At 71.2% G+C, this 23,599-nt stretch carries 24 protein-coding genes; 11 read left to right on the top strand and 13 right to left on the bottom strand.

From position 1 onward, the window contains the following. Positions 1 to 80: 80 nt before the first annotated feature. Positions 81 to 995, bottom strand: coding sequence for a TIGR03621 family F420-dependent LLM class oxidoreductase (locus ACQPXD_RS06640; RefSeq protein ID WP_432835847.1), 915 nt, complete (start codon positions 993 to 995; stop codon positions 81 to 83). Positions 996 to 1,450: 455 nt separating this feature from the next. On the opposite strand from ACQPXD_RS06640, the gene ACQPXD_RS06635 reads away from it, so the two are divergent. Both ACQPXD_RS06635 and ACQPXD_RS06630 read left to right on the top strand, forming a co-directional pair. Further along, a complete protein-coding gene (locus ACQPXD_RS06635; protein ID WP_432835845.1) occupies positions 1,451 to 2,506 on the top strand; it encodes a hypothetical protein in 1,056 nt (351 codons plus the stop codon). Further along, positions 2,503 to 3,972, top strand: a complete 1,470-nt coding sequence (locus ACQPXD_RS06630; RefSeq protein WP_432835843.1) for an oligosaccharide flippase family protein — start codon at positions 2,503 to 2,505, stop codon at positions 3,970 to 3,972. Before ACQPXD_RS06635 ends, ACQPXD_RS06630 begins: the two co-directional genes overlap by 4 nt. A gap of 669 nt (positions 3,973 to 4,641) precedes the next feature. Here the strand turns inward: ACQPXD_RS06630 and ACQPXD_RS06625 are convergent. Genes ACQPXD_RS06625 through ACQPXD_RS06610 form a run of 4 tightly spaced genes read right to left on the bottom strand, consistent with a single transcriptional unit; the run spans position 4,642 to position 7,605 of the window. After that, positions 4,642 to 5,568, bottom strand: a complete 927-nt coding sequence (locus ACQPXD_RS06625) for a maleylpyruvate isomerase family mycothiol-dependent enzyme (RefSeq protein ID WP_432835841.1) — start codon at positions 5,566 to 5,568, stop codon at positions 4,642 to 4,644. A gap of 40 nt (positions 5,569 to 5,608) precedes the next feature. Further along, positions 5,609 to 6,112 carry a DUF456 domain-containing protein gene (locus ACQPXD_RS06620; protein WP_432835840.1) on the bottom strand — a complete coding sequence of 168 codons (504 nt, stop codon included), beginning with the start codon at positions 6,110 to 6,112 and terminating at the stop codon, positions 5,609 to 5,611. Between the two features lie 34 nt (positions 6,113 to 6,146). Continuing rightward, a complete protein-coding gene (locus ACQPXD_RS06615; protein ID WP_432835838.1) occupies positions 6,147 to 7,142 on the bottom strand; it encodes an alpha/beta fold hydrolase in 996 nt (331 codons plus the stop codon). A 55-nt stretch (positions 7,143 to 7,197) separates the two neighbouring features. Continuing rightward, positions 7,198 to 7,605, bottom strand: coding sequence for a DUF7144 family membrane protein (locus ACQPXD_RS06610; protein ID WP_432835836.1), 408 nt, complete (start codon positions 7,603 to 7,605; stop codon positions 7,198 to 7,200). 144 nt (positions 7,606 to 7,749) lie between these two features. Here ACQPXD_RS06610 and ACQPXD_RS06605 point away from each other — a divergent pair, with 144 nt between their 5' ends. From ACQPXD_RS06605 to ACQPXD_RS06595, 3 genes are read left to right on the top strand one after another with little or no spacing between them, the layout of a single operon-like run. Beyond that, the gene (locus ACQPXD_RS06605; protein ID WP_432835834.1) at positions 7,750 to 8,106 is read left to right on the top strand and encodes a DoxX family protein; all 357 of its coding nucleotides are present in this window, start codon (positions 7,750 to 7,752) and stop codon (positions 8,104 to 8,106) included. Between the two features lie 56 nt (positions 8,107 to 8,162). Further along, positions 8,163 to 8,675 carry a MarR family winged helix-turn-helix transcriptional regulator gene (locus ACQPXD_RS06600; protein ID WP_432835832.1) on the top strand — a complete coding sequence of 171 codons (513 nt, stop codon included), beginning with the start codon at positions 8,163 to 8,165 and terminating at the stop codon, positions 8,673 to 8,675. Between the two features lie 30 nt (positions 8,676 to 8,705). Next, the gene (locus ACQPXD_RS06595) at positions 8,706 to 9,407 is read left to right on the top strand and encodes an SDR family NAD(P)-dependent oxidoreductase (protein ID WP_432835831.1); all 702 of its coding nucleotides are present in this window, start codon (positions 8,706 to 8,708) and stop codon (positions 9,405 to 9,407) included. On the opposite strand, the gene ACQPXD_RS06590 is transcribed toward ACQPXD_RS06595, so the two are convergent. Next, positions 9,388 to 10,236 carry an alpha/beta hydrolase gene (locus ACQPXD_RS06590; protein ID WP_432835829.1) on the bottom strand — a complete coding sequence of 283 codons (849 nt, stop codon included), beginning with the start codon at positions 10,234 to 10,236 and terminating at the stop codon, positions 9,388 to 9,390. The two genes, ACQPXD_RS06595 and ACQPXD_RS06590, sit on opposite strands and share 20 nt — an antisense overlap. A gap of 109 nt (positions 10,237 to 10,345) precedes the next feature. Between ACQPXD_RS06590 and ACQPXD_RS06585 the strand changes: the two genes are divergently transcribed. Then, a complete protein-coding gene (locus tag ACQPXD_RS06585) occupies positions 10,346 to 11,851 on the top strand; it encodes an aldehyde dehydrogenase family protein (protein ID WP_432835827.1) in 1,506 nt (501 codons plus the stop codon). A 36-nt stretch (positions 11,852 to 11,887) separates the two neighbouring features. Then, a complete protein-coding gene (locus ACQPXD_RS06580; RefSeq protein WP_432835826.1) occupies positions 11,888 to 14,026 on the top strand; it encodes an ATP-binding protein in 2,139 nt (712 codons plus the stop codon). On the opposite strand, the gene ACQPXD_RS06575 is transcribed toward ACQPXD_RS06580, so the two are convergent. Continuing rightward, positions 14,011 to 14,862: a 3-hydroxyacyl-CoA dehydrogenase family protein gene (locus ACQPXD_RS06575; protein ID WP_432835825.1), complete on the bottom strand. Its 852-nt coding sequence runs from the start codon at positions 14,860 to 14,862 to the stop codon at positions 14,011 to 14,013. The genes ACQPXD_RS06580 and ACQPXD_RS06575 overlap by 16 nt on opposite strands. A gap of 65 nt (positions 14,863 to 14,927) precedes the next feature. Between ACQPXD_RS06575 and ACQPXD_RS06570 the strand changes: the two genes are divergently transcribed. Together ACQPXD_RS06570 and ACQPXD_RS06565 are read left to right on the top strand one after the other, a co-directional pair. Then, positions 14,928 to 15,248: a hypothetical protein gene (locus tag ACQPXD_RS06570; RefSeq protein WP_432835824.1), complete on the top strand. Its 321-nt coding sequence runs from the start codon at positions 14,928 to 14,930 to the stop codon at positions 15,246 to 15,248. 375 nt (positions 15,249 to 15,623) lie between these two features. Continuing rightward, positions 15,624 to 15,848, top strand: a complete 225-nt coding sequence (locus ACQPXD_RS06565) for a hypothetical protein (RefSeq protein WP_432835822.1) — start codon at positions 15,624 to 15,626, stop codon at positions 15,846 to 15,848. Between the two features lie 337 nt (positions 15,849 to 16,185). Here the strand turns inward: ACQPXD_RS06565 and ACQPXD_RS06560 are convergent, their stop codons facing one another. From ACQPXD_RS06560 to ACQPXD_RS06550, 3 genes are read right to left on the bottom strand one after another with little or no spacing between them, the layout of a single operon-like run. Beyond that, on the bottom strand, positions 16,186 to 16,971 hold the full coding sequence (locus tag ACQPXD_RS06560; protein ID WP_432835820.1) for an ABC transporter permease: 786 nt from the start codon (positions 16,969 to 16,971) through the stop codon (positions 16,186 to 16,188). Continuing rightward, positions 16,968 to 17,810 (bottom strand): ABC transporter ATP-binding protein, encoded by an 843-nt coding sequence (locus ACQPXD_RS06555; protein ID WP_432835818.1) that lies wholly within the window; start codon positions 17,808 to 17,810, stop codon positions 16,968 to 16,970. Before ACQPXD_RS06555 ends, ACQPXD_RS06560 begins: the two co-directional genes overlap by 4 nt. Positions 17,811 to 17,832: 22 nt before the next feature. Continuing rightward, positions 17,833 to 18,468, bottom strand: a complete 636-nt coding sequence (locus tag ACQPXD_RS06550) for a DUF4126 domain-containing protein (RefSeq protein ID WP_432835816.1) — start codon at positions 18,466 to 18,468, stop codon at positions 17,833 to 17,835. A 50-nt stretch (positions 18,469 to 18,518) separates the two neighbouring features. On the opposite strand from ACQPXD_RS06550, the gene nucS reads away from it, so the two are divergent. Beyond that, a complete protein-coding gene (gene nucS / locus ACQPXD_RS06545; RefSeq protein WP_432835814.1) occupies positions 18,519 to 19,178 on the top strand; it encodes an endonuclease NucS in 660 nt (219 codons plus the stop codon). A gap of 79 nt (positions 19,179 to 19,257) precedes the next feature. On the opposite strand, the gene ACQPXD_RS06540 is transcribed toward nucS, so the two are convergent. From ACQPXD_RS06540 to murA, 3 genes are all read right to left on the bottom strand, one after another. Next, positions 19,258 to 20,529 carry an IS110 family transposase gene (locus tag ACQPXD_RS06540; RefSeq protein WP_432833946.1) on the bottom strand — a complete coding sequence of 424 codons (1,272 nt, stop codon included), beginning with the start codon at positions 20,527 to 20,529 and terminating at the stop codon, positions 19,258 to 19,260. Between the two features lie 797 nt (positions 20,530 to 21,326). Further along, positions 21,327 to 21,452: a hypothetical protein gene (locus ACQPXD_RS06535; RefSeq protein WP_432835812.1), complete on the bottom strand. Its 126-nt coding sequence runs from the start codon at positions 21,450 to 21,452 to the stop codon at positions 21,327 to 21,329. Between the two features lie 255 nt (positions 21,453 to 21,707). After that, positions 21,708 to 22,991 (bottom strand): UDP-N-acetylglucosamine 1-carboxyvinyltransferase, encoded by a 1,284-nt coding sequence (murA, locus tag ACQPXD_RS06530; protein ID WP_432835810.1) that lies wholly within the window; start codon positions 22,989 to 22,991, stop codon positions 21,708 to 21,710. 28 nt (positions 22,992 to 23,019) lie between these two features. Here murA and ACQPXD_RS06525 point away from each other — a divergent pair, with 28 nt between their 5' ends. After that, positions 23,020 to 23,598 (top strand): cob(I)yrinic acid a,c-diamide adenosyltransferase, encoded by a 579-nt coding sequence (locus ACQPXD_RS06525; RefSeq protein ID WP_432835808.1) that lies wholly within the window; start codon positions 23,020 to 23,022, stop codon positions 23,596 to 23,598. Position 23,599: the final 1 nt, after the last annotated feature.

Raw genomic sequence — 23,599 nt, 5'->3', positions numbered from 1 at the left:
CCGGAAGTGGCGCAGTGATTGCCGAGCGCTGATCTTCGATAAAGCGCTTAGCCGCGGTTTTGATCCGCCTTATTTTTGGATTAACTGAGCCGCTTCACGATTTCCGCCACGCCGTCGGCGTCATTCCCGAGATGGATCTCGGTGATCCCGACGGTCTCGCGCAGCTCGTGCAGCGCATCGATGCACCGCTCCACGTCGCCGTCGAGCACGAGCGGGGAATCCGTCACCGCCGCCTCGCCCAGCCAGTTGACGAGGTCCGAGGTGGAGCGGCTGTCCCGCTCCATCCCGCGCACCCGTACGTCGAGCAGGTTGGTCTGCAGCAGCACGGCGTCGGGGTCGCGCCCGGCCGCGGCCGCGGCCTCGCGCACGATGCCGGCCTTGGCCCGCAGCCCCTCGGCGCTGAGCTCGCGGGCCATCTTCGCCGGGTCGCTGTGCTCGGTGAGCCGCGGCGGGTTGATGCCGACGATGTCGGCCTCGCGGCCGCCGAGCTGCAGCATCCGCCGCCCGCCGCCGCCCACCATGATCGGCGGGTGCGGCGACTGCACCGGCCGCGGCGCGCCGAGCGCCTCCTCCACCCGGAAGTGCTCGCCGGCGAAGGTGAACCGCTCGCCGGCGAAGAGGCCCTTGAGGACCGCGATCGACTCCGCCAGCCGGGCCACCCGCACCGGTGCCGGGTCGAACCGGACGCCGGAGACGGAGTAGTCGAGCGGGCGCCAGCCGGCGCCGAGGCCGAGGGTGACCCGCCCCTCGGAGATGACGTCCAAATTGCTGATCGAGCGGTGCAGGAAGAACGGGTGATAGAAGTCATTGCACAGCACGCTGGTCGATACGCGCAGGGTGGTGGTCGCCTCCGCGGCGATCGCCATCACCGTGATCGGGTCCATCGACCAGCCGTCGCCGAGGTGGTCGGCGATCGCGACGGTGTGAAATCCCAGATCTTCGAGGTGCCGGATCCGGTCCCGCCACTGGGTCAGCGGCTGCCGCAGACGCGGCATGGACGTAATGAAGTGAAATGGGCGATTTTGTACGGTCACCAGACCCCCCACGAGCTGGTTAGGCCGACATTGAGAACCGCGGTGAACGTAGCCGACCCCAACCGGGGCCGGAAGATCCGTCATAAATTTGTCACACTCCTGGAGGGCGGTTCAGGGCTGCGTAGAGTACGCCCGTCCAGAGTCGGATTTCTGCGGTTACCACGGTCACCCCGCCGCGCGGAATGTCGTTTTTTCCGCGGTACGCAGAGTTGTCCGGCCGGTAAGCGGAGAAGTCGGCGGCGGACTTCTCCGTGACAGTTGAACTTCGGCGAGTAAGCTGCCGCGAGCCCGGGCCGGGAGGCAGAACGCGGCGGGCCGCAAGTCGGCCCCGCGTAACGGATGCCGGGCGTTGGAGGGTGCTAGTTCGGTAGGGCGTACCGCGGCACGCCGCGGGCCACTGACGGAGGCGGTCTGACTTGCAAACGCAAACTTCGGTCCGGCGGGAGCCGCTGAACCTGCGGGCCGGTGACCTGGTTGAGGTGCTCAGCCAGGAGGAGATTTTCGCCACGCTGGACGAAAACGGCGAATACGAGTCTTTGCAATTCATGCCCGAAATGCTGCAGTACTGCGGGCAGCGGTTGCGGGTGTACAAATCGGCGCACAAGACCTGCGACACGCTCACCCGCACCGGAATCCGCAAGATGGACAACGCGGTACATCTGGAAGGCGTGCGCTGCGACGGCGGCGGCCACGGCGGCTGCCAGGCCGCGTGCATGGTCTATTGGAAGACCGCCTGGCTGCGCAAGGTCGCCGACGGGGAGCCCGCGTCCACCGCCACGGCCCCCGAGGACGCCCGCCTGCTGCCGCTCATCACGCTCAACGCCCGCGGCCCCCGCTTCGACGACGGCGCCGAGCGCTACCGCTGCCACGCCACCGAGCTGCTGCGCTCCGCCCCCGAGGTGCTCCCGCTGCTCCGGTTCAGCCAGTTCGTCACCGACGTGCGCACCGGCAACGCCACCGTCGGCTGGACGGTCCGCGCCGTCGGCGCCGGCATGTTCAACCGGTTCCAGGGGCTCAGCGCCAAGGTGCTGCCGAAGTGGGCCCGCCTGCGCGGCGGCCGGCACTGGGGCTACCTGAAGGGCCGGGCCGTGGGCAAGACCCCGGACGTGCGCAAGGGCCTGGAGCCCGGCGACCTCGTGCGCGTGCTCTCCGCCAAGGAGATCGAGCCCACCCTGAACGAGAACCTGCTCAACCGGGGGATGGGCTTCGACGCCGAAATGGCGAGGCACTGCGGCCGAACGGCCCGCATTGCCCGCCGGATCGACCACATCGTGGACGAGAACACCGGCCGAATGATCCATATGAAGAGCCCTTGTCTTGTTCTGGAGGGCGTGATCTGCGAGGGTGCATTCAACGCGAGCTGCCCTCGCGCGATCACTCCCTACTGGCGTGAGGCCTGGCTCGAGAAGATCGAGGAGGGCGGCAGCGGCGCGACCAACCCCAGGATTCCAGCGCAGAGAGCTGCTGAGTGACCAACACCGAAGAGATCCAGCTGATCCAGTCCGAGATCGGCGACAAGGCAGGGCGCGGCCTGCGCTGGAGCTTGGTCGGCACGTTGGCGGCCAAGATCGGCTCCTTCGCGATGGGCCTGGTGCTGGCCCGCCTGCTGACCCCCGCGGACTACGGCACGTTCGGCATCGCCACGGCGGCGCTCGCCGTGCTGATGCACATCAACGACGTCGGCCTCATCGCCGCCGTCGTGCAGTGGCGGGGAAAGCTCGAGGACATGGCGCCGACGGCGGCCACACTGGCCGCCGTCTTCGGCGTCGTCGTCTACGGCGCCTTCTGGATCGCCGCCCCGGCCTACTCCGCGTTCTCCGGCGACGGCAACGCGGTCGGCGTGGTCCGCCTGCTCACGCTGGTCATCGTCATCGACGGCCTGACCGCGGTGCGCAGCGCGAAACTCATGCGCGACTTCCAGCAGGACAAGCTGATCATCGCCAACACCGCCGGCCTCGTCTTCCAGGCCGCCATCTCGATCCCCCTGGCCGTCATGGGCGCCGGCGCCTACAGCTTCGCCTGGGGTCAGGTCGCGAGCGCCGCCGTGACGGGCATCCTGGTCACCATCTTCGCCCGCGTGCCGCTGCGCGTCGGCTTCGAGCGCGAGATCGCCGGCAAGCTGCTGAAATATGGTTTCCCCCTGGCGATCAGCCTGGGCATCGAGGCCATCGTGATGAACGTCCAGCTCGCGATCGTGGGCCGGATCAGCGGCCAGGAGCTGCTGGGCTTCTACGTGCTGGCCTTCAACACCTCCATGTGGGCGCAGACCATCCTCGGCACCGCCATCCGCTACGTCTCGGTCGCGGGCTTCTCCCGCCTCTCCGAGACCGACGACCGCGCCTTGGCCAACGGCGTGCACAAGTCCGTGCCGATGCTGGTCAGCGTGGTGGCCCCGATCGTCGCCCTGATGTCGGTCCTGGCGACCCCGCTCATAGCGCTGCTCTACGGCGGCAGGTGGGCCCCGGCCGCCCCCGTGCTCATGTTGCTGGTCGGCCTCACCTTCGTCCGCATGGTCACCGGCCTGGCCATGGACGCCCTGATGGGCGCCGGCGCCACCCGGTCCACCCTGTGGATCTACCTGGGCTGGTCGGTGGCGCTGATCCCCGCCCTGTGGTACTTCACCGAGTCGTTCGGCATCAAGGGCGCCGCCATTGCCCAGACGGGCATCGGCGTGCTCGTGGCGATCCCGCTGACCGCGCTGGCCCTCCAGCACGCCAACGTGGCCCTGCGCCCGCTCGGCCCACCCCTGGTCCGCCCGCTGCTGGCCACCGTCCTGGCCGCCGCGGTGGCCGTGCTGGTGGCCCGCTTCACCGGCCCGTACCCAATCGTCCAACTCCTGACCGCCGGCGCGGCCGGCCTGCTGGTCTACATCCCGCTGGTCGTCCCACGCGAGCAGCTCCGCCGCTTCCCCGGCATGCTGCGCCGCAGCCCAGCCTGACGACCTCACCCACCCATCAGCGCCCGCCCCAAGCTCTCCCAGGGGCGGGCGCTTCCGCTCCTGCCCACCCACCCCCGTCACCGCCCTGAAGACAGCCGCAACGGCATGCGGGCCAACGGAGGCCCCATCCGACGAGCGACACGACCCAGCCCGCGCGCCCGTCGGCACCCATCGGCCGAACATCCGATCGGTGCGGCCGGGCCGGACGTATGTCTCCGTGATCATGATGCCCGTCGTGGCGACATCACGGGTTTTCCATGATCCCGGAGACTTGAGGTACACGGGTGTACATGTTCACTCCGTGATCATGAAAAACCGTTGGTTCGACAGCGGGTGCGGCATGATCCCGGAGACTTCTGGCCGCTGCACTGCGCTCCAGCGCGACCGGACCGGAAAATGATGATAAGTCCGAAAAATCCGGCCGCGGAGCGGCTGGATTTTTCGCGACAACAACCGCCGCGACGGCAGGCGACGACAGGCGGCGGGCAACGCGGATGACAGGCGACGCGGACGACGGCCGACGCGGACGACGCGGACGGACGACGCGAGCGGCCGAGCGGCCGAGCAGCGGGCGGCGGGCGGCGGGCGGCGGGCGGCGGGCGGCGCCGTCGGGCGGGCGGCGGGGCGCGGGCCGGTGTTGCCGGCTCTGACCGACCGGTGCGGGGGGCGTCAGGTCCAGCGGATCGTGGCTCGGGTGCGCCACTGCGTCAGCACCGACTCGTCGCCCTCCACGTGGAGGTCGGTCGTGGGCCGGCGATTCCACAGGGCCAGATACAGATCGCTGGCGGGGCCGCGCAGGGTGCAGGTGGCGGAGGTGGGCGGGGCGGAGGTGGGCGGGGCTGGGGTGGGCGGGGCTGAGGTGGGCGGCGCGGGAGTGGGCGGCGCGGGAGTGGGCGAGGTCGCGGTGGAGAGCGGCGTGGTGGCGGGAGTGGGTGTGGGGGCGGGGCCGGGGGTGAGAGTGGGGGTGGGCGAGGGGTTGCGGGTGATGGTGGCGCCGGTTGGGTGCATGTGGACGGTCCAGGAGTGGGGGCCCTCGCAGTTGGCGCCGTCGGTGGCGTGGACGGAGAGGGTGCAGGGGGTGTCGCAGCGGAGGCGGCGGGCGCGGGTGGTGGCGTAGAAGCCCATCAGGAGCTCGTCGATGCCGTCGATGCCCAGGTCGGCGTCGACGCCGGACATGGGGCCGGTGGCGCCCTGCAGGTCGGCGCGGTGGATGGTGGTCTCGTGGGCCTGGCGGCGGGCCCAGAAGGCCAGGGGGGAGCCGGACGGGAGGAAGTGCCAGCAGGCCAGGGCCGGGTCGGCGGTGCGGAGCAGGTCGACCAGGGCGGTGTGGCCGGTCTGGAACCAGGCGACCAGGTCGGCGTCGGCGGGCATCGGGCCGACCGCCTCCGCTTCCTCCGTGTCGGTCAGCATGGTGGGGCGGCGGTCACGGATGTAGGTGGCGGCCCAGCGGTGGACGTAGCCCAGGTGCTGGACCAGCTCGCGGACCGTCCACTCCGGGCAGGTCGGGACGGGGGTGTCGAGGCCGGCTCGCTCCGCGGCGTCCACGAAGTCGAGCCCGGCGCGCTCCAGGGCGTCGATGTGGCGACCGGTTTCCATGGGGGTTACTTTGCCAGAGGGGTACGACAATTCTGGAGCCTCACCCGGCGAGGAACCAGCCTGCCAGCCAGATCGTGGTCATGATCAGGGCGGTGGCCAGCTCGATGAGCATCGACAGGCCGGCCGCCTTCAGGGCGTGTTTCGTGGACTGCCAGGCCTGGGCCGCGTTGCGCCGGCGGGCGAGTTCCGCCAGGAAGACGCCCAGCACGAAGCCGATGACCAGGCCCACCACCGGGATCACGAAGAAGCCGACGATGCCGCACAGGCCGCCGAGCAGCAGGGTGAGGTTGGAGACCCCGGCGCGCTTGAGGTTGCGGCCGGGGACCAGGTACTTCGCGGCGAAACCCAAGGCGAGCACGACCGTCGCGGCGGCGGCGACCGTCCAGCCGGTCGGGCCGTGGCCGCCGAACAGGGCCCAGACCAGCACGCCGGCCCAGACCAGGAACAGGCCCGGCAGCACCGGCACGACCACGCCGATCAGGCCGACCACGACGGCGGCCACGGAGATGAACGAGACGAGCCCGCCGCTGTCGGTCAGCTCCATCGCTTCACTGTGCCGCAGCGGGCGGCGGCTCGCATCAGGAGCCGACCGCCTCCCGCAGGGCCGCGGCGAACTGCTCGGGGCGCTCCACGTGCGGGCTGTGCCCGACGCCTTCGTAGACGATCTCGCGGAATTCGCCGCCTTTGCCGCGGTACCGCTCAAGCACCGCTCTGGTCTGGCCGACCATCGGCTGGGGCGGGCACTCCCGCTCGCCCGGCCAGCCGGGGACCAGGCCCAGCTTGCCCAGCTGGGCGAGGTCGAAGAACGACGCGTCGGACACGATGGCGTCCTGGTCGCCGCGGATCCAGGTGATCGGCGGCTTCGCCGGCAGGTCGACGATGCCCGACAGGTTCAGCCAGCGCGGGGACATGGTGTTGAGCACGCCCCGGGTGCCGGGCGCGGTGCCGGGCCAGTTCTCGCTCGCCGTACCGTCGCCGGGGTATTGATCTTCTCCGGTGGCCGTGGAGAGCATCGTGTCGAGCAGGAGCTCCTCGTCGGCGCCGAAGTCGAAGCCCGGGGCCGCATAAAACGCGTGCATCACGTTGCGGGGACTGGCCTGCTCCTGCGTGCCGCGGTCCTGCGCGGCGAGCAGGCGGACGAAGTCGGGGTTCGCCGAGCCGCCGCCGGTGCCGGCAAAGTCGGGCGTGGTCGGCGTGCCGTCGAGGTCGCGGGTACCGCCGAAGCCGTACGGCGACACCGGCGCCTCCAGCACCAGGGCCCCGATGCGGTCAGGGTGATCGAGCAGCAGCTGCAGGGCGACGCCGCCGCCCATGGAGTGCCCGACCACCGTGACGGGTCGATCCGGGAAATCGGACAGCAGCGGCGCCACGTCGTCGGCGAAGTCGCGCAGGCCGCGCGTGGCGTCGATGCCCAGGGCGGGGCTGGCGCCGTACCCGCGCAGGTCCGGCGCGACGATCCGCCAGTGCGGCGGTAAGTGGCGGATCAAGGGCTCCCAGAAGCCCGACGACGAGCAGTTTCCGTGGATGAGCAGGACGGCCGGCCCGGACTCCGGCCCGCGGGAGGTGACGTGCATCACCGCATGGTCGCACCGGTTGTGGGCCGGTCACATGTGGCCGGCCCACACACCTCTAGCGCAGGACGGCCTCGTCGCGCCCATACCTGGTCAGCGCCCAGATGACGGCGACATCGGCGGCGATGATCAGCATGGACCACAGGGGGTAGTACGGCAGGAACAGAAAGTTGGCGATCGCGCTCAGCGCCGCGAGCACGACGCCGAGCACCCTCCCCCACAGCTGCCCGGCCAGCACGGCGACCCCGCCGGCCGCCACCAGCACGCCCAGGGCCAGGTGGATCCAGCCCCAGGTGCCCACGTCGAAGCCGAACAGGTAGTTGTCGGTCAGCAGCACGTAGAAGGACCGCTCGAAGATCGCCGTCAGACCGACCACGGCCTGGAAGATCCCGATGACGATCATCATGCTGCCGCCGAAGACGGCCAGGCCGGTGACCCACCGGGACGGCTGCTGCAACGTCTCCATGGACTCACCGTCGGCGACCGCCGGGTGAAGGGCCCTCACCTGCGCAACGGGATGCCTCGAAGATGGTACTTGACCCTTCAAGTTTCTCCGCCGCATACTTTCGTCCACCGGAATTCGAAGCTTGCTGCATGAGGGAGCGCGACCATGAACGTCTTTCTGTGGATCCTCCAGGCGCTGCTCGGCGCGGCGTTCATCCTGGCCGGCGTCATGAAGGTCATCCAGCCCAAGGAGAAACTCGCCGGCAACATGACCTGGGTGAACCGCAGAACCGATGGCACGGTCAAGTTCATCGGCGCGGTGGAGATCCTCGGCGGGCTCGGGCTGATCCTGCCCTGGGCGACCGGGATCGCCACGATCCTGACCCCGCTCGCGGCCGTCGGCCTGGCGATCATCATGGTGCTCGCCCTGGTCGACCACGCGCGGGCCAAGGAGTACGGCTCCATCCCGGTCAACGTGGTCCTCGGCGCCATCGCGGTCATCATCGCGGTCGGCCGCTTCTGACGCGTATCGGACGCGTCGTTAGCCCGCCGGCACAAGATCAAGGCACCATGGAACGCATGACCGACGAGCCGCGATGGCTGGACGACACCGAGCGCAGCGCTTGGCTGTCGCTGCTGGCCGTCGTGCTCGTCGGGTTTCCCGAGCTGGAGCGCACGTTCCGCCCGCACGGGCTGGTCCACGTCGAGTTCGGCCTGCTCGCCGCGCTGAGCAACGCCTGCGAGGGACTCCGGCTGTCCGAGCTCGCCGCGCAGATGAACATGTCGCCGAGCCGGCTGAGCCATCGCATGCGCAAGCTCGTCGACCTCGGCTACGTCGAGCTCACCGGCGACGCCTGCGACGGCCGGGTCAGCATCGCCCAGGTCACCGCGGCCGGGCGCGCGTTCGCCGAGCGGGTCGCGCCGGCCCACCTCGCCGACGTGCGCCGGCTGATCTTCGACAACCTCGACCCGGCGCAGACCGCGGCGCTCGCCGATGCGCTGGGTGCGATCGCGGAGAAGCTCGGCGAATCCTGCCCGGGCTCCGCGGTGGCGCCGAAGGGACCACCCGTGCCCGGCGCACGGGCCATGTAAATGCTCGCCGGAGGGGAATAGAGTGACCGCATGCGTGCCGTCGTGATCACCGGAGTGTCCCGCGGCCTGGGCGCCGCCCTCTTCGACGTATCAACCGCGCGCGGCGATCGCATCCTGGCGGTCGGCCGCCACTTCACCGCGGAGCAACAACAGCTGCGCGACGAGCGCCCGACCGACGTCACGCTGTTCTCCACGGATATCGCCGATGCGCACTGGCTGCCCGACTACGACGTCCTGCGCGCCTTCCTGCGCGACGCCGACGAGGCGGTGCTGATCCACAACGCGGCAGTCATCGACCCGATCGGCGCGGTCGGCCGGCTGACCACCGAGGCGATCACCAACGCGATCGCGGTCAACCTCACCGCGCCGGTGGTGCTGACCAACACCTTCCTGCGCGCGGCGCCGGCCGAGGCCCGGGTCCGGCTGCTGTTCATCTCCTCCAGCGCGGCGCGCAGCCTCATCGACGGCTGGTCGCTCTACTGCACCACGAAGGCGGCCGGCGAGACCTTCTTCGACGGCGTCGCCTCGCAGGTCCGCGACGAGGAGCGGATCACCGTCGCCAACATCGACCCGGGCCAGATGGACACCGGCATGCAGGAGACCATCCGCCGCGCGGCGGCCTCCGGCGCCTTCTTCCCGGCCAAGCAGCGGTGGGTCGACGCCCCGGCCGAGGGCCGCCTCGCCGATCCGCTCGCGGTGGCCGAGCGGATCATCAAGGAGTACGCCTCGTAACCGGGTGCTCACCGGCCAGCACCTCGTGCAGCTTGGCGGCGAACGGGACGGCGTCGCCGAAGCCGCCGTGGCCGCCCGGGAACACCGCGACGGTGGTCTCCAGGCGGGCGGCCAGTTCCAGGCCGGCCCGGTTCGGCGGCTCGCCCGTGCTGGCCGCGCCGACCGCCGGCACGACCCGCACGGCGCCGGAGCGCAGGCGGTCGAGGTCGGGCACGTAGGCGCCGATCGGCGGGATCTCCCGGGCCACGAGCACCTCCACGTTCGCCTGCATCCGGGCGGCGAACTCGGGCGAGGGCGGGGTGCCGCCGTCGCCGTCGCCGTGCATGCCCATCGCCGCGCCGAACACCTCCATGGCCGGGCCGGCGCCGCCCTCGCGGTACACCTCCTCCACCTCGGCCAGCACGGTGCGCCAGTGGTCGAAGTCGGGCAGCAGCTCGAACAGCGGGGGCTCGTGCGCGACCACCGTGCGCACCATGGCCGGGTTCTGGGTGGCGAGTTCCAGCGCGATGACCGCCCCGGAGCTGTTGCCGAACACCTCGGCCGGCTCGTCCTCGGTCACCTCGACCGCGCCGAGCAGGCGGTACGCGTCGTCGGCCTGCTCCTCCACGCTCAGCATGGACGGCGGGGTGGTCAGCACGCTGCGGGAGTTGCCGCGCCGGTCGTAGGTGACCACGGTCCGCTCGGTGGCCAGGGCGTCGGCGAGGCCGGTGAAGCCCTCGGCGTCATAGATGCCGCCGCAGATGAGCAGCAGGACCGGCCCGCTGCCACGGACCTCGTAGTACAGGGTCGCGCCGGGCACGCTCAGCTTTTCGGTCTTGATCGGTTCCATGCGAGCTTCCTCCTGTTGCCGGTGGTACCCAACGGTCGGAGCAGTGCACGATGTTCTCGACCTGCGACGAGCCTTACTCGCGAGTAATTTCCGGGTCTAGACTCGCGCCATGACCGCCACGCGAACGCCCGGCGTCCCCGCCATCGACGAGGGCTCGCTCATCTCGACCAACCCCGTCACCGGCGAGGAGGTCGGCCGGTTCCCGGTCGCCTCCACCGATCATCTCACCGCCACGGTGGCGAGCGCCCGCGGCGCGGCCGCGTGGTGGGCCGAGCTCGGCTTCGCCGGGCGCAAGCGCCGCCTGCTGGCGTATCGCAGCCTGCTCACCAACCGGCTGGACGAGCTCGCCGCGCTCATGCACCGGGAGGGCGGCAAGCCGCGGGCCGACGCGCTGGTCGAGGCGATCGCGGCGATCGACCACATCGCCTGGGCCGCCCAGCACGCCCGCAAGGTGCTCGGCCGGCGCCGGGTGGGCAGCTCGATCCTGCTCAAGGAGCACGCCTCCTACCTGGAGTACCTGCCCTACGGGGTGATCGGCGTGATCGGCCCGTGGAACTACCCGATCCTCACCCCGATGGGCTCGATCGCCTACGCGCTGGCGGCGGGCAACGCGGTGGTGTTCAAGCCCAGCGAGTACACCCCGGCCGTCGGCCAGTGGTTCGTCGACCGCTTCGCCGAGGTCGTCCCCGAGCGGCCGGTCCTGCAGATCGTGCACGGCCTGGGCGACGTCGGCGCCGCGCTGTGCCGCAGCGGCGTGGACAAGATCGCCTTCACCGGCTCGACCGCGACCGGCAAGAAGGTGATGGCGGCCGCCGCCGAGACCCTCACCCCGGTCCTGCTCGAGTGCGGCGGCAAGGACGCGATGATCGTCGCCGCCGACGCCGACCTGGACGCCGCCGCCGCGGCCTGTGTCTGGGGCGGGCTGACCAACGCCGGGCAGACCTGCGTCGGCATCGAGCGGGTGTACGTCGCGGACCAGGTCTTCGACGACTTCCTCAACCGGGTCGTCGCGCGCGCGGCCAAGCTGCGCGTCGGCGCCGAGCCGAGTGACGACATCGGCCCGATCACCATGCCGTCGCAGCTCGAGACGATCCGCCGGCACATCGAGGACGCCCTCACCCGTGGCGGGCGGGCCGTGCTGGGCGGGGCCGAGGCGGTGCAGCCGCCGTTCGTCAACCCGACCATCCTGGTCGACGTGCCGGAGGATGCGGCCGCGGTCCAGGAGGAGACCTTCGGCCCGACCCTGACCGTGGCCCGGGTGCGTGACGCCGCCGAGGCGGTCCGGCTGGCCAACGACACCGGCTACGGCCTGGGCGGCGCGGTCTTCTCCCGGTCGCACGGCCTCGAGCTCGCCCGCCAGGTCCGCTCGGGGATGACCTCGGTCAACTCGGCCCTCACCTTCGCCGGCATGCCGACCCTGCCCTTCGGCGGCGTCGGCGACTCGGGCTTCGGGCGCATCCACGGCGCCGACGGCCTGCGCGAGTTCACCCGGCCGAAGGCGATCGTCAAGCGCCGCGGCCCGACGGTGCTGGCCGCCATGACCTTCGACCGCACCGAGCAGTCGATACAGCAGGTCGTCAAGGTGGTCCGGCTGGTCCACGGCCGCAGCAAATAGCCTCAGGGTTGCCGGCCGGTCGCCGATCAGTTTGGGGTGACGGGTCGGCTGAGGGCCGCGTTCCGGCAGGTCGGCCTGGCCGGGGTGCTGGCGATCGCGCTCGTGCTCGCCCTCGGCCTCGGCGCGTCGTGGGAGGCCGCGAGCTCCATCGAGCGCGGCCAGCAGGACCGCGCGCAGGCCGTGCTCGACCGCGCCGCCACCCTGTCGGAGGCGTCGGTGCGGGCCGAGATCCACCGGTACCTCGACGCCCTGCGCACCGTCGCCGCGGCGGTCGGCTCGCACACCGAGCTGACCCGGGACGACTTCGCCGCCACCACCGCGCCCCTGCAGGACGCCGGGCTGGTCGGGGCCACGTCGCTGGTGTTCGTGGTACCGGCGCTGGACTCCCAGCTCACCGCCGTGCGCGACTTCTGGCGCGAGCGCGGCGTGACCGGCCTCGACCTGCGGCCGCAAGGGACCGGCCGGGAGCACCTGTTCACGATCTTCAGCCGGCCGCTGGACGGCACCGAGATGCTGCCGCCGGGCACCGATCTGTCGCAGGCCGCCGAGCCGACCGCGGCGCTGAACGAGGCGCGCCGGTCCGGGCAGCCGGCGGTGTCCGACACCTACGTGCTGCTGCGCGACCGCGGGCTGCCGGCCGGCCGGCAGCAGCTCTCGTTCGTGCTCGCCGCCTCCGCCTACGGCAACCCCGCCCCGGACGGCAGCCGGGAGTTCAAGGGCTGGGTGGTACTGGGCCTGCGCGGGCAGGACTTCGCGGGCGGGGTGCTGACCCGGGCGACGCAGGGCCAGGTCGACGCCGACCTGTGGGCGCAGAACGGCAACGGCCAGCAGAGCCGGGTCGCCGCGCTGCACCAGGGCGGGCACCCGGACCTGCGCCGCGACGTGCGGGTCCAGATCGCGAACCGGCAGTGGCGGCTGATGGTCTCGGCCGACTCGGCCCGCCAGGGCGGCTCGGCGCCGGCGCTGCCGGTCGTCGTCGCGGTCGGCGGCGGGCTGCTGACCCTGCTGGTGTGCGGCATGCTGTGGGGCCTGGCCGGGGCCCGGGGCCGGGCCGAGGCGCGGGTGGTGACCGCGACCGCCGGGCTGCGCGCGGCCCAGCGCACCGCGGACCGGCAGGTGGCGCTGCTCAACGGCATCCTGGAGCGGATCAGCGACGGCGTGGGGGTGGTGGACACCGACGGCGCCTTCCTGGTGCACAACCCGGCCGCCAAGGAGATGCTCGGCCGCAGCGTCGACGTCGACGGCGCCGAGCACTGGCAGGCGCACTACGGCATCTTCAAGCCCGACGGGCACGCCCCGTTTCCGACCGAGGAGCTGCCGCTGGTGCGGGCGCTCGCCGGCGAGTCGACCGACCGGGTCGAGATGGTGATCCGCAACCCGGACCGGCCCGACGGGGTCCTGCTGTCGGTGAGCGGCCGGCCGCTGGACGTCGAGGGCCGGCGGGGCGCGATCGCGGTCTTCCACGACATCACCGAGGAGCGCGAACGGGAGGGCGACCTGGCGGCGTTCGCCGGGATCGTCGCGCACGACCTGAAGAACCCGCTGACCGTCATCGGCGCGCACGCGGAGATGGCCCGCGACGCGCTGCCCGACCGCCCCGAGCGGGCGGCGCAGAGCCTGGAGCGGGTCGAGGCGGGCGTGGTGCGGATGCGGCGGCTGATCGACGACCTGCTGGCCTACGTGACCGCCCGCGACGCGGCGCTCAAGCCGACCGAGGTCGACCTGGCCGCCCTCGTCCGCGAGGTGGTCGAGGAGCGGGTGAGCCACCTGCACGTGCGGCCCGACGTCTACGTCGGCGCGCTGCCCCGGGTCGAGGCCGACCCCGCCATGCTGCGGCAGGTGCTGGACAACCTGGTCGGGAACGCGCTGAAGTACGTGCAGCCGGGTCGTACCCCCAAGGTGGACATCAGCGCCCAGCCGGCCGGCCGGGGCTGGGTCCGCGTCGAGGTCGCCGACCGCGGGATCGGCATCCCCGACGCGGACAAGCCGCACGTCTTCGAGTCGTTCCATCGCGCGCACGCCGGCCAGTCCTACGGCGGCACCGGCCTGGGCCTGGCGATCTGCCGGCGGATCGTGGACCGGCACGGCGGAATGATCACCGTGACCGACAACCCGGGCGGGGGCAGCCGGTTCAGCTTCACCGTGCCGGCCGCGCTGGTTCACGAGTACGTGTAGAAGCCCTTGCCGCTCTTGCGCCCGAGGTCCCCGGCGACGACCATCCGGGCGAGCAGCTCCGGCGGGAAGAACTTGGCGTCGTCGGTGTCGGTGTGGATGTTCCTGGCCGCGTGGTACAGCACGTCGACGCCGGTCAGGTCGGTCGTGGCCAGCGGACCCATCGCGTGGCCGAAGCCGAGCTTGCAGGCCAGGTCGAGGTCCTCGGCGCTGACCACGCCGCTCTCCACGAGCTTGACCGCCTCGACGACGAGCGCCGCGATCAGCCGCGTGGTGACGAACCCGGCCACGTCCCGGTTGACCACGATGCACGTCTTGCCGATCTCCTCGGCGAACGCCCGGGCCGTGGCCAGCGCGGCGTCGCTCGTCTTGTAGCCGCGGACCAGCTCGCACAGCTTCATCACCGGTACCGGCGAGAAGAAATGCGTGCCGACGACCTGCTCCGGCCGCTGGGTGACCGCGGCGATCTGGGTGATCGGGATCGCCGAGGTGTTCGTGGCCAGGACCGCGCCCTCCTTGCAGATCTTGTCGAGCGCCCGGAACACCTCGTGCTTGACGTCCAGCCGCTCGAACACCGCCTCGACCACGATGTCCGCGTCGGCGGCCGCGTCGAGCTCGGTGGTGGGCGTGATCCGCCCGAGCGCCGCGCCGACGTCCTCGGCCGCGATCGTGCCCTTGCTCGCGAACCTCTCCAGGCTGCCCCGGATGCCGGCGAGGCCGCGCCCGACCGCCTCGTCGCCCAGGTCCCGCAGCGTCACCTCCCACCCGGCCTGCGCGGCGACCTGGGCGATGCCGGCACCCATGAGCCCCGCTCCGATGACCGCAAGACGACCCGCCATGGCCGGCCCCCATTCCCTTTCCCGTCGTCAACCCCGTTGACCTTAACCGCCCGCGGTGGGTGATCATGTGGTGGCAGACTGTCAACGTGCCCCTCATGTACCTCGCGGGGTGGGCCGCCTCCGCCGGCGTGCTCGCCGCGCTTCTGCTCATCATCCGGCTGCTCAAACACGGCGCGCCGCTCGAGCCGCCGCCCCTGCCGGTGGCCGACTACGGCCTGCTGCGGTCGGTGTCGATGGTGGGCGACCTGGCCTTCGCCCGCGAGGTCCGCGACCGCCTGCGCGGCAACGGCGTCCGCGCGACCTTGGCCACCGGCCCGGACGGCATGGTCCGCATCCTGGTCTTCGCCGACGAACTCGACCGCGCCCGCAGACTGATCAGTTCATAATTTCCGACAGCCATCCCCGCGGCGGCGCCAAGAGCAAGACGAAAAGTCGGGCGCTCCGCGCCACGACTTTTCGGATTTATACCCCGACGCCCGAAATGCCCACTATTTCGCCTTTTATCGTGGTTCGCCCGGCAGTAAGTCTCCGCGATCATGCACCCGTCGCCGCCGACACCAACGCTTCTCCATGATCGCGGAGGCTTTTGGTACCTATGAGTACGCTTTGTCTCCACGATCATGAAAAACCCGGTGAACGGCGACGGCTCCCGCATGATCGCGGAGACTTATGGCCGAGGCCCCCGCCGCGCAGCGCATCATCGGCGGCGAAGCGGCGACCGACTGCCTGCCCGGACGCGTCGAGCCGGCCGTCGAACGCGGTTGAAGCCGCGCCGACTCGACCTGGTCCGGCGTGCCGTCGGCAGCGGCCGGTTCGAGCGGCGCACCCCGGTCGCAGGAGCCGCCGCGCTGCACCGGGACCAGCTCGCTGCCGGCATCGACCGACTCGAGCGTCGCACCCTCGATCCGCACCTGACGCGGGACCAGCTCGCCTGGCGGCACTGGCCGCTCGAGCATCGCGCCCTCGGACGCAAGAGCCGCGCTTGAGCTGGGCCGGCTCGCGCTCGCGCTCAGTCGGGCGTCGAGCCATCGGCCGGCCGTGGTGAGTAGACCACATGATCGGGCGTGAGCGGGCCGGCGGCACGGACGGGCGGGCGGCGGCGCGGGCGGGCGCTCAGCGCGCCTGGGTCGGCGGCGGCCTGTCAGGAGGAGAGGCGGCGGTGGGGAGTGAGTCGGCGGGATCCCGCCGGGAGGCCCGCCGGAGGCGAGCAGGCCAACCGCCCCCGGGCCTGGCAGGGAGGGCCGCCAGGCCCGACCGGTGTCTGACGGGAGCAACGGTCGTCAGTTGCGCGGACCGGAGTCCCGCATGTTCTTCGGTTTTATCTCAGTCTCGTTCGGTCCAGCGGAACGTGAGCAGGCACAGGACCAGGCCGGCCACGACCCAGGCGCCCAGGACCAGGGCGATCGTGCCGTGCTGCCAGGAGCCGGAGGGTTCCTGGGCGGCGAACGAGTCGGGCAGGAAGACCGAGCGCATGCCCTGGGTCATCCACTTGAGCGGGAAGATCGAGGCGATGTCCTGCATCCACGAGGGCAGCTCGGTGTACTGGAAAAAGACCCCCGAGATGAACTGCAGCACGATCGCCACCGGGGTGACCACGGCGGGGCCGCTGCGGCCGGAACTGGCCAGGGACGAGAAGGCGACCCCGCACAGCGTGCAGGCGGCGATGCCCAGCAACGCCACCCAGAGGAACGTCAGCCACTTGCCGGCGTTCTCCGGCAGCGTCACGTTGAAGAACAGGGTGGCCACCGCGACCAGCAGGATCGTTTCCAGCAGGCCGATCGCCAGGACCATGACGACCTTGCCGATGAAGTACGCGGCGCGGGGCATCGGGGTGCCGCGCAGGCGCTTGAGGATGCCCTTCTCGCGCTCGATCGGGATCTGGATGGCCAGGCTCTGGAAGCCGGTGGAGAGCAGGCCGGCGGCGATCATGCCGGCCGCGAAGTACTGCGTGAACGTCACCCCGGGGGCGATCTCGCCGCCGAAGACGGCGCCGAAGACGGTCAGCAGGATCAGCGGGAAGGCGAGGGTGAAGACCACCGACTCGCGGCTGCGCAGGAACTGCTTGATCTCCAGGCCGCCGCGCAGCAGGCCCAGCCGCAGCGTGTTCATTCGCCGGCCCCGATCATCCGCAGGTACACATCCTCGAGGCTGGGTCGGGTGACGGTGAGGCCCGGCACCTCGCCGCCGAACTGCTCGGCGAGGCGGGCGACGAGCGCGGTCGGGGTTTCGGTCAGCTCGCTGGCCGGGCCGTCGGGGCCGATCCAGCCGACGGTGGCGCCGCCCTGGCCGCGGCCGCCGAGGCGGTCGGGGGCGTCGACGGCGATGAGCTTGCCGCCGGTGAGGACGCCGACCCGGTCGGCCAGGGCCTCGGCCTCCTCCAGGTAGTGCGTGGTGAGCAGGATCGTGGTGCCGGCGCCGGCCAGGTCGCGGATCAGGCCCCAGAACTCGCGGCGCGCCTCCGGGTCGAAGCCCGTGGTCGGCTCGTCGAGGAAGAGCAGCTCGGGGCGGCCGATGATGCCCAGCGCCACGTCGAGGCGGCGCTTCTGGCCGCCGGAGAGGGTACGCGTGCGGGCGTTCTGCTTCTCGGCCAGGCCGACCCGCTCGACGATCTCGTCCGGGTCGGCGGCCGACGGGTAGTAGTTCGCGAAGTGGCGGACCACCTCGCGGGCGGTCAGGTCGTCGAACTCGCCGGTGCTCTGCAGCACCACGCCGACCCGGGCCCGCCAGGCCGCGTCGGCGTGCTGCGGGTCGGCGCCGAGCACCGTGACCTCGCCCGAGGTCCGCTTGCGGAAACCCTCCAGGATCTCCACCGTGGTTGTCTTGCCGGCGCCGTTCGGCCCCAGGAGGGCGAAGACCTCGCCCGCGGCGACGTCGAGGTCGACTCCATCGACGGCTACGGCCTTGCCGTAGCTCTTGTGGAGGCCGCGCACCGTGATCGCATCCGTCACGGCGACCACTATAGGGAGCCCGTCAGTAGCCGTCCGGCCGCCAGCCCTGGGCGGCCGCCCACTTCGCGGCCGCCTTCTCCTCCTTGCGGCGCCGGCGGCGGCGCATCAACCAGCCGAAACCCAGGAACAGCAGCAGCAGGAAGAACAGCACCACGACGGGCAGCACGATCGCCACGACCGACAGGAGCACGCTGACGAAGTCCTCGATCGTGCTCACGATCGGCGCCCCGAACCCGACCGTCGTCGCGTTGATGACCGGCCGGGACGCCGCCTTCATGCCGTGCACGCCGAGCGATATCGCCCCGCCGACGACGATGGGCACCCATTGATGGCTGCTGAAGAACGTGCCCGGGTCGCTGACGGTGACCGTCTGCGAGCTCGACGCCGCGCCGAACGCCAGCCCGCCCGCGGTCGGCCGCACGAACGTCTGGATGACGTCGTTGACGTGGTCGACCACCGGCACCTTGTCGGCGACGAACTCGATGGCCAGCAGGATCGCCACGATGAGCAGCGTCCAGCCGTTCTCCATCCACGCCCAGTTCGGCGGGAGGGTGATCAGGTCCGTATACCGCGCGAGCAGCCCGATGGCCATCAAGGGGATGTACGCGTTGAGCCCGGCCGAGGTGGCGAGGCCGAGACCCGTCAATGACTCCAACACCCCAACAGCATGACATCGGCTCGCCAGTCGCACAGGTTAGGCTGTCGCGCGTGCGCCTCGTCATCGCCAAGTGCTCGGTCGACTACATCGGCCGGCTCACGGCCCACCTGCCGTCCGCGACCCGCCTGCTGCTGATCAAGGCCGACGGCTCGATCTCGATCCACGCCGACGACCGCGCGTACAAGCCGCTGAACTGGATGAGCCCGCCCTGCAGGCTCTCGGAGGACGAGGGCCAGTGGCGGGTGGTCAACAAGTCGGGCGAGGAACTGCGGATCACGATCGAGGAGATCCTGCACGACACGTCACACGAGCTCGGCATCGACCCCGGCCTGGTGAAGGACGGCGTGGAGGCCCACCTGCAGGAACTGCTGGCCGCCGCCCCCCAGACCTTGGGCAACGGCTTCACCCTGATCCGCCGCGAGTACATGACCGCCATCGGCCCGGTAGACCTCCTGTGCCGCGACGGCTCCGGCGCGACGGTCGCCGTGGAGATCAAGCGCCGCGGCGAGATCGACGGGGTGGAGCAGCTGACCCGGTACCTGGAGCTGCTCGGCCGCGATCCCCTGCTCGCCCCGGTGAGCGGCATCTTCGCCGCCCAGGAGATCAAGCCCCAGGCCCGCGTCCTGGCCGAGGACCGCGGCATCCGCTGCGTGGTGCTGGACTACAACGCCTTGCGCGGCGTCGAGAGGGACGAACTCACCCTCTTCTAATCCGAAAATCGACGGTGAGTGGGCAGGCGGCAGCTCCCGGCGTAGCGAAGCGGAGCCGGGATGTCCAGGTCTGACGTGGTCAGGCGGCTGCGGGTTCGAGGGTGACTTTGAAGCCGAGGGCTTCGAGATGGCGGACGTGGTTGCGTTTGCGGCGTTCGGTACTGGTACGTGTGTCGTAGAAGGCGGCCCCGAGGTCGTGGAAGCGGGCCTCGGGGTCGTGCAGCAGGTGCCAGATGATGGTCAGCACGGATCGGCCGACCGCGACGATGGCGCGTTTGGCGCCTCGCCTGCGGGCGAGGCGGCGGTAGCGTTCGCCGAGGAACGTGTGGGTCCGGGCGGCGGACACCGCGATCTGGCCGAGGACTCTGGCCAGGTAGGGATTGCCGTGCCCGGTCGAGCCGTTGCCCTTCTTCCGGCCGGCGGATTCCTTGATCCCGGGTGCGAACCGGGCCCAGCCGGCCAGGTGCGCGGGGGTGGGGAAGCGGCTCATGTCCAGGCCGATCTCGGCGATGATCGCGTGGGCGGCGGCCGGGCCGACGCCGGGGATCTCAGCCAGCCGGACCGCCGCTTCGCCGAAAGGGGCGATATGGGCCTCGATCCGGGCATCGACCTCAGCGATGTCGGCGTTGATCGCATCGACCCGGGCCAGCATCTTGGCCAGGAGGAACCCGTGATGGTCGGTGAACCGCCCGACGAACGACTCCTCCAACTGCGGGATCTTGCTCCGCAGCCTGGAGCGGGCCAGCTGCGCGAGGATCTTCGGGTCTCGCTGCCCGTCGATCAGCGCGGCCATCATCGCCCGGCCCGAGGTGCCGAAGATATCCGAGGCCACCACGGACAGCTTGATCTGGGCGTCTTCAAGGAGCTTCTCGGCCCGGTTGCGTTCCGCGCCGGCCGCGGCGACCAGATCCACCCGGTAGCGGGTCAGATCACGCAGTTCCCGGATCGGTGGCGGCGGGACGAAGCTGGGCCGGATCATCTGCCGCTCGGCAACCTTGCACAACCACACCGCGTCGAGCCGGTCGGTCTTCGGCCGGCCCGGCAGGTGCTTGACATCCCGGGCGTTGACCAGCCAGGTGTCAAACCCGTACGCCTCCAGCAGATAGAACGCCGGCTTCCAATAGTCGCTCGTCGCCTCCATCACCACCCGGGTCACCCCGAGTTCCCGCAACCGCTCGGCCATCCCGGCCAGCGAGCGGGTCATCGTGGAATAGGTCCGCACCTCCTGCAACCGGCGTCCGGGGTTGGCCTCGTCCGGAACCCGCAGGCAACACACCACCTCGGCCTTGCCGATGTCCAACGCCGCGACCCGCTCGATGATCTCCTCACGATCCTGCGTCTCCTCCAGCACCCGCGACCTCCCATCAGCGCACATACCAGGGCGGTCGCCCGCGGCAGCCACAGGACGGGTGAAGCTAATCCGCGTGCTCGAAGCAACAGTGAAGGGCCCATGGCGCGGCTGCCACCGTCCGACTAGCCCACGACCTCAAACGGATCAAGGAGGCACGACGTCAGCGGGCGACCAGCATCACGCCACCACAGACCACCACGAACCGCAACCATCACGACCGATTTTCAGCCCGGAACGGGCCGCCCGGCAGGGAGACGGAGACTAGCCCCGGCGATTTGGGACTCCGGTCCGTACAACGCACGACCGTTGCTCCCGTCAGACACCGGGCCGGGGCCCAGCTTCGCTGGCCCTGGCCCTGCCAGCTCCGCGGCGCCAAGAACCCGCCCTCCGGTCCCCCGGCTCCCCGCCCGGCAGCGGCGCCCGACGGCAGCGGCGCCCGACGGCAGCGGCGCCCGACGGCAGCGGCGCCCGACGGCAGCGGCGCCCGACGGCAGCGGCGCCCGACGGCAGCGGCGCCCGACGGCAGCGGCGCCCGACGGCAGCGGCGCCCGACGGCAGCGGCGCCCGACGGCAGCGGCGCCCGACGGCAGCGGCGCCCGACGGCAGCGGCGCCCGACGGCAGCGGCGCCCGACGGCAGCGGCGCCCGACGGCAGCGGCGCCCGTTAAGTCGGGCGCTTCGCGCCACGACTTAACGGATATTTCTCCTGTCGGGGTATAAGTCCGAAAAGTCGCGGTGCGGAGCGCCCGACTTTTCGATCAACGCTGAGCACACGGGCACCGAACCGCGCCGGCAGGGTCAACGGGCGGCGGGCGTGACGGCGCTCGAGCGCGACGGGCGGTGGACGCCGCGACGGCAGCGGCAGCGGCTCAGCGACAGCGACAGCGACAGCGACAGCGACAGCGACAGCGACAGCGGCGACAACAACGCTCCGCGATCATGTGGGGCCGGGGGCGTTCACACCGGTTTTCCGTGATCGTGGAGACAAAGTGTACTCATAGGTACCAAAAGTCTCCGTGATCATGAGAAAGCGGGGTGTCGGCGGCGGTTGGAGCATGATCGCGGAAGGTTTGTGCGCGGGCGCGGGCGGTTCGGCGGGACTTGACGGACATTTCGGCCGTCGGGGTATAAGTCCGAAAAGTCGTGGCGCGGAGCGCCCGACTTTTCGTGCGGCGGGGGTCAGAAGTCGAACTGGTCTGGGGGGGCTACGAAACGCTCGATCTCTACGCCCAGGGCGCGCAGGTCGGACTCGAAGCTTGGGTAGCCGCGGTCGATGTGGTGCACGTGGCGGACCTCGGTGACGCCGTCCGCGCACAGGCCCGCGATGGCCAGGCCGGCGCCGGCGCGGATGTCCGTTGCCGTCACGGGGGCGCCGGAGAGGCGGTCCTTGCCGCGGACGACCGCGTGGTGGCCGTCGGTGCGGATGTCGGCGCCCAGGCGGGACATCTCGTTGAGGAACATGAAGCGGCCGTCGAAGATGTTCTCCGTCACCAGCGACGAGCCCTCGCTGACCGCGGCCAGGCCGACCGCCATCGGCAGCAGGTCGGTGGCGAAGCCCGGGAACGGCAAGGTCACCACGTCGACGGCCTTCGGGCGGGTGGGCATGACGACCCGGAAGGAGTCGGCGGCGGTGGTCACGTCTCCCCCGGCGGTCGCCACCTTGTCGAGCGCGATCTCCAGGAACGACGGGTCGATCCCGTGCACCGTGACGTCGCCGCGGGTCATGGCGGCGGCGAAGGCCCAGGTGCCGGCCACGATGCGGTCGCCGACGGTGCGGTGCTCGACCGGGCGGAGCTCCGGGACGCCCTGGATGGTCAGGCGGGAGGAGCCGGCGCCGGAGATGTCGGCGCCCATGTCGGTGAGCATGCGGCAGATGTCCACGATCTCCGGCTCGCGGGCGGCGTTGTCGATCTCGGTGCGGCCGTTGGCCAGGACGGCGGCCATGAGCAGGTTCTCGGTGGCGCCGACGCTGGGGAAGTCGAGCCAGATCGTGGCGCCGTGCAGCTTGGGGGCGGTGGCGATGACGAAGCCGTGCTCGCCCGAGATGTCGGCGCCCATCCGGCGCAGGCCCTCGACGTGCATGTCCAGGCCGCGGGAACCGATGGCGTCGCCGCCGGGGTGGGCCACGCGCACGTGGCCGCGGCGGGCCAGCAGCGGGCCCAGCACGCAGATCGAGGCGCGCAGGCGGCGTACCAGGTCGTAGTCGGCCTCCGTGCCGAGCTCCTCCGGCACGTCGATGATCACCTTGTCGCCGTCCTGCTCGACGTCGCAGCCCAGCCGGCGCAGTACCTCCGCCATGATGGCGATGTCGGTGATGCGCGGAACGTTGGTCAGCACGCTGCGACCGGTGGCCAGCAGGGCTGCGGCCATCAGCTTCAGCGCGGAATTCTTGGCGCCGACCACGGATACGTCACCGGCCAGCCGGGCACCGCCCACAACACGGATCGCGTCCACGTCGGTCATCGTAGGCGTATTCCGTACCGTGAAAACCATGGCCATTCACCTCACGCGCATCTACACGAAGACCGGCGACACCGGTACCACGGGATTGGGTGACTTCTCGCGGGTGTCCAAGACGGATCCGCGCCTCGCCGCGTACGCCGACGTCGACGAGGCCAACGCCGCCATCGGCGTGGCGCTGGCGCTCGGTGCGCTCGACGAGCGGATCGCGGCGGTGCTGCTGGCCGTGCAGAACGACCTCTTCGACGTCGGCGCCGACCTGTGCAATCCGATCTCGGAGCAGCCGGCGCACCCGCCGCTGCGGGTCACCCCGGCACAGGTCGAGCGGCTGGAGGGCTGGTGTGACGAGTTCAACGAGGCCCTACCCAAGCTGGACTCCTTCATCCTGCCCGGCGGCACCCCCGGCGCGGCGCTGCTGCACGTCGCCCGCACCGTCACCCGGCGGGCCGAGCGCAGCGCCTGGGCGCTGTGGGAGGCCGACGCCGAGCGCACCAACGAGGTCGCGCTGCAGTACCTCAATCGCCTGTCCGACCTGCTCTTCATCCTGTGCCGCGCGGCGAACCCCGGCGGCGACGTCACATGGGTGCCCGGCGGGCGGACGGTGGAGTAGA

The sequence above is a fragment of the Dactylosporangium sp. CA-092794 genome (genome assembly GCF_050948465.1).
Lineage (GTDB): Bacteria > Actinomycetota > Actinomycetes > Mycobacteriales > Micromonosporaceae > Dactylosporangium.
This window is presented reverse-complemented; position numbering and strand designations above follow the sequence as displayed.

Excerpts from the sequence above, each read along its gene's own strand:
- ACQPXD_RS06600 (WP_432835832.1), top strand. The coding sequence starts at position 8,163 with ATGACCGACGAGCCGCGATGGCTGGACGACACCGAGCGCAGCGCTTGG.
- ACQPXD_RS06640 (WP_432835847.1), bottom strand. The coding sequence starts at position 995 with ATGCCGCGTCTGCGGCAGCCGCTGACCCAGTGGCGGGACCGGATCCGG.
- ACQPXD_RS06625 (WP_432835841.1), bottom strand. The coding sequence starts at position 5,568 with ATGGAAACCGGTCGCCACATCGACGCCCTGGAGCGCGCCGGGCTCGAC.
- ACQPXD_RS06605 (WP_432835834.1), top strand. The coding sequence starts at position 7,750 with ATGAACGTCTTTCTGTGGATCCTCCAGGCGCTGCTCGGCGCGGCGTTC.
- ACQPXD_RS06525 (WP_432835808.1), top strand. The coding sequence starts at position 23,020 with ATGGCCATTCACCTCACGCGCATCTACACGAAGACCGGCGACACCGGT.
- ACQPXD_RS06590 (WP_432835829.1), bottom strand. The coding sequence starts at position 10,236 with ATGGAACCGATCAAGACCGAAAAGCTGAGCGTGCCCGGCGCGACCCTG.
- ACQPXD_RS06570 (WP_432835824.1), top strand. The coding sequence starts at position 14,928 with ATGTGGTGGCAGACTGTCAACGTGCCCCTCATGTACCTCGCGGGGTGG.
- ACQPXD_RS06610 (WP_432835836.1), bottom strand. The coding sequence starts at position 7,605 with ATGGAGACGTTGCAGCAGCCGTCCCGGTGGGTCACCGGCCTGGCCGTC.
- ACQPXD_RS06575 (WP_432835825.1), bottom strand. The coding sequence starts at position 14,862 with ATGGCGGGTCGTCTTGCGGTCATCGGAGCGGGGCTCATGGGTGCCGGC.
- ACQPXD_RS06595 (WP_432835831.1), top strand. The coding sequence starts at position 8,706 with ATGCGTGCCGTCGTGATCACCGGAGTGTCCCGCGGCCTGGGCGCCGCC.
- ACQPXD_RS06615 (WP_432835838.1), bottom strand. The coding sequence starts at position 7,142 with ATGCACGTCACCTCCCGCGGGCCGGAGTCCGGGCCGGCCGTCCTGCTC.
- ACQPXD_RS06620 (WP_432835840.1), bottom strand. The coding sequence starts at position 6,112 with ATGGAGCTGACCGACAGCGGCGGGCTCGTCTCGTTCATCTCCGTGGCC.
- ACQPXD_RS06560 (WP_432835820.1), bottom strand. The coding sequence starts at position 16,971 with ATGAACACGCTGCGGCTGGGCCTGCTGCGCGGCGGCCTGGAGATCAAG.
- ACQPXD_RS06585 (WP_432835827.1), top strand. The coding sequence starts at position 10,346 with ATGACCGCCACGCGAACGCCCGGCGTCCCCGCCATCGACGAGGGCTCG.
- murA (WP_432835810.1), bottom strand. The coding sequence starts at position 22,991 with ATGACCGACGTGGACGCGATCCGTGTTGTGGGCGGTGCCCGGCTGGCC.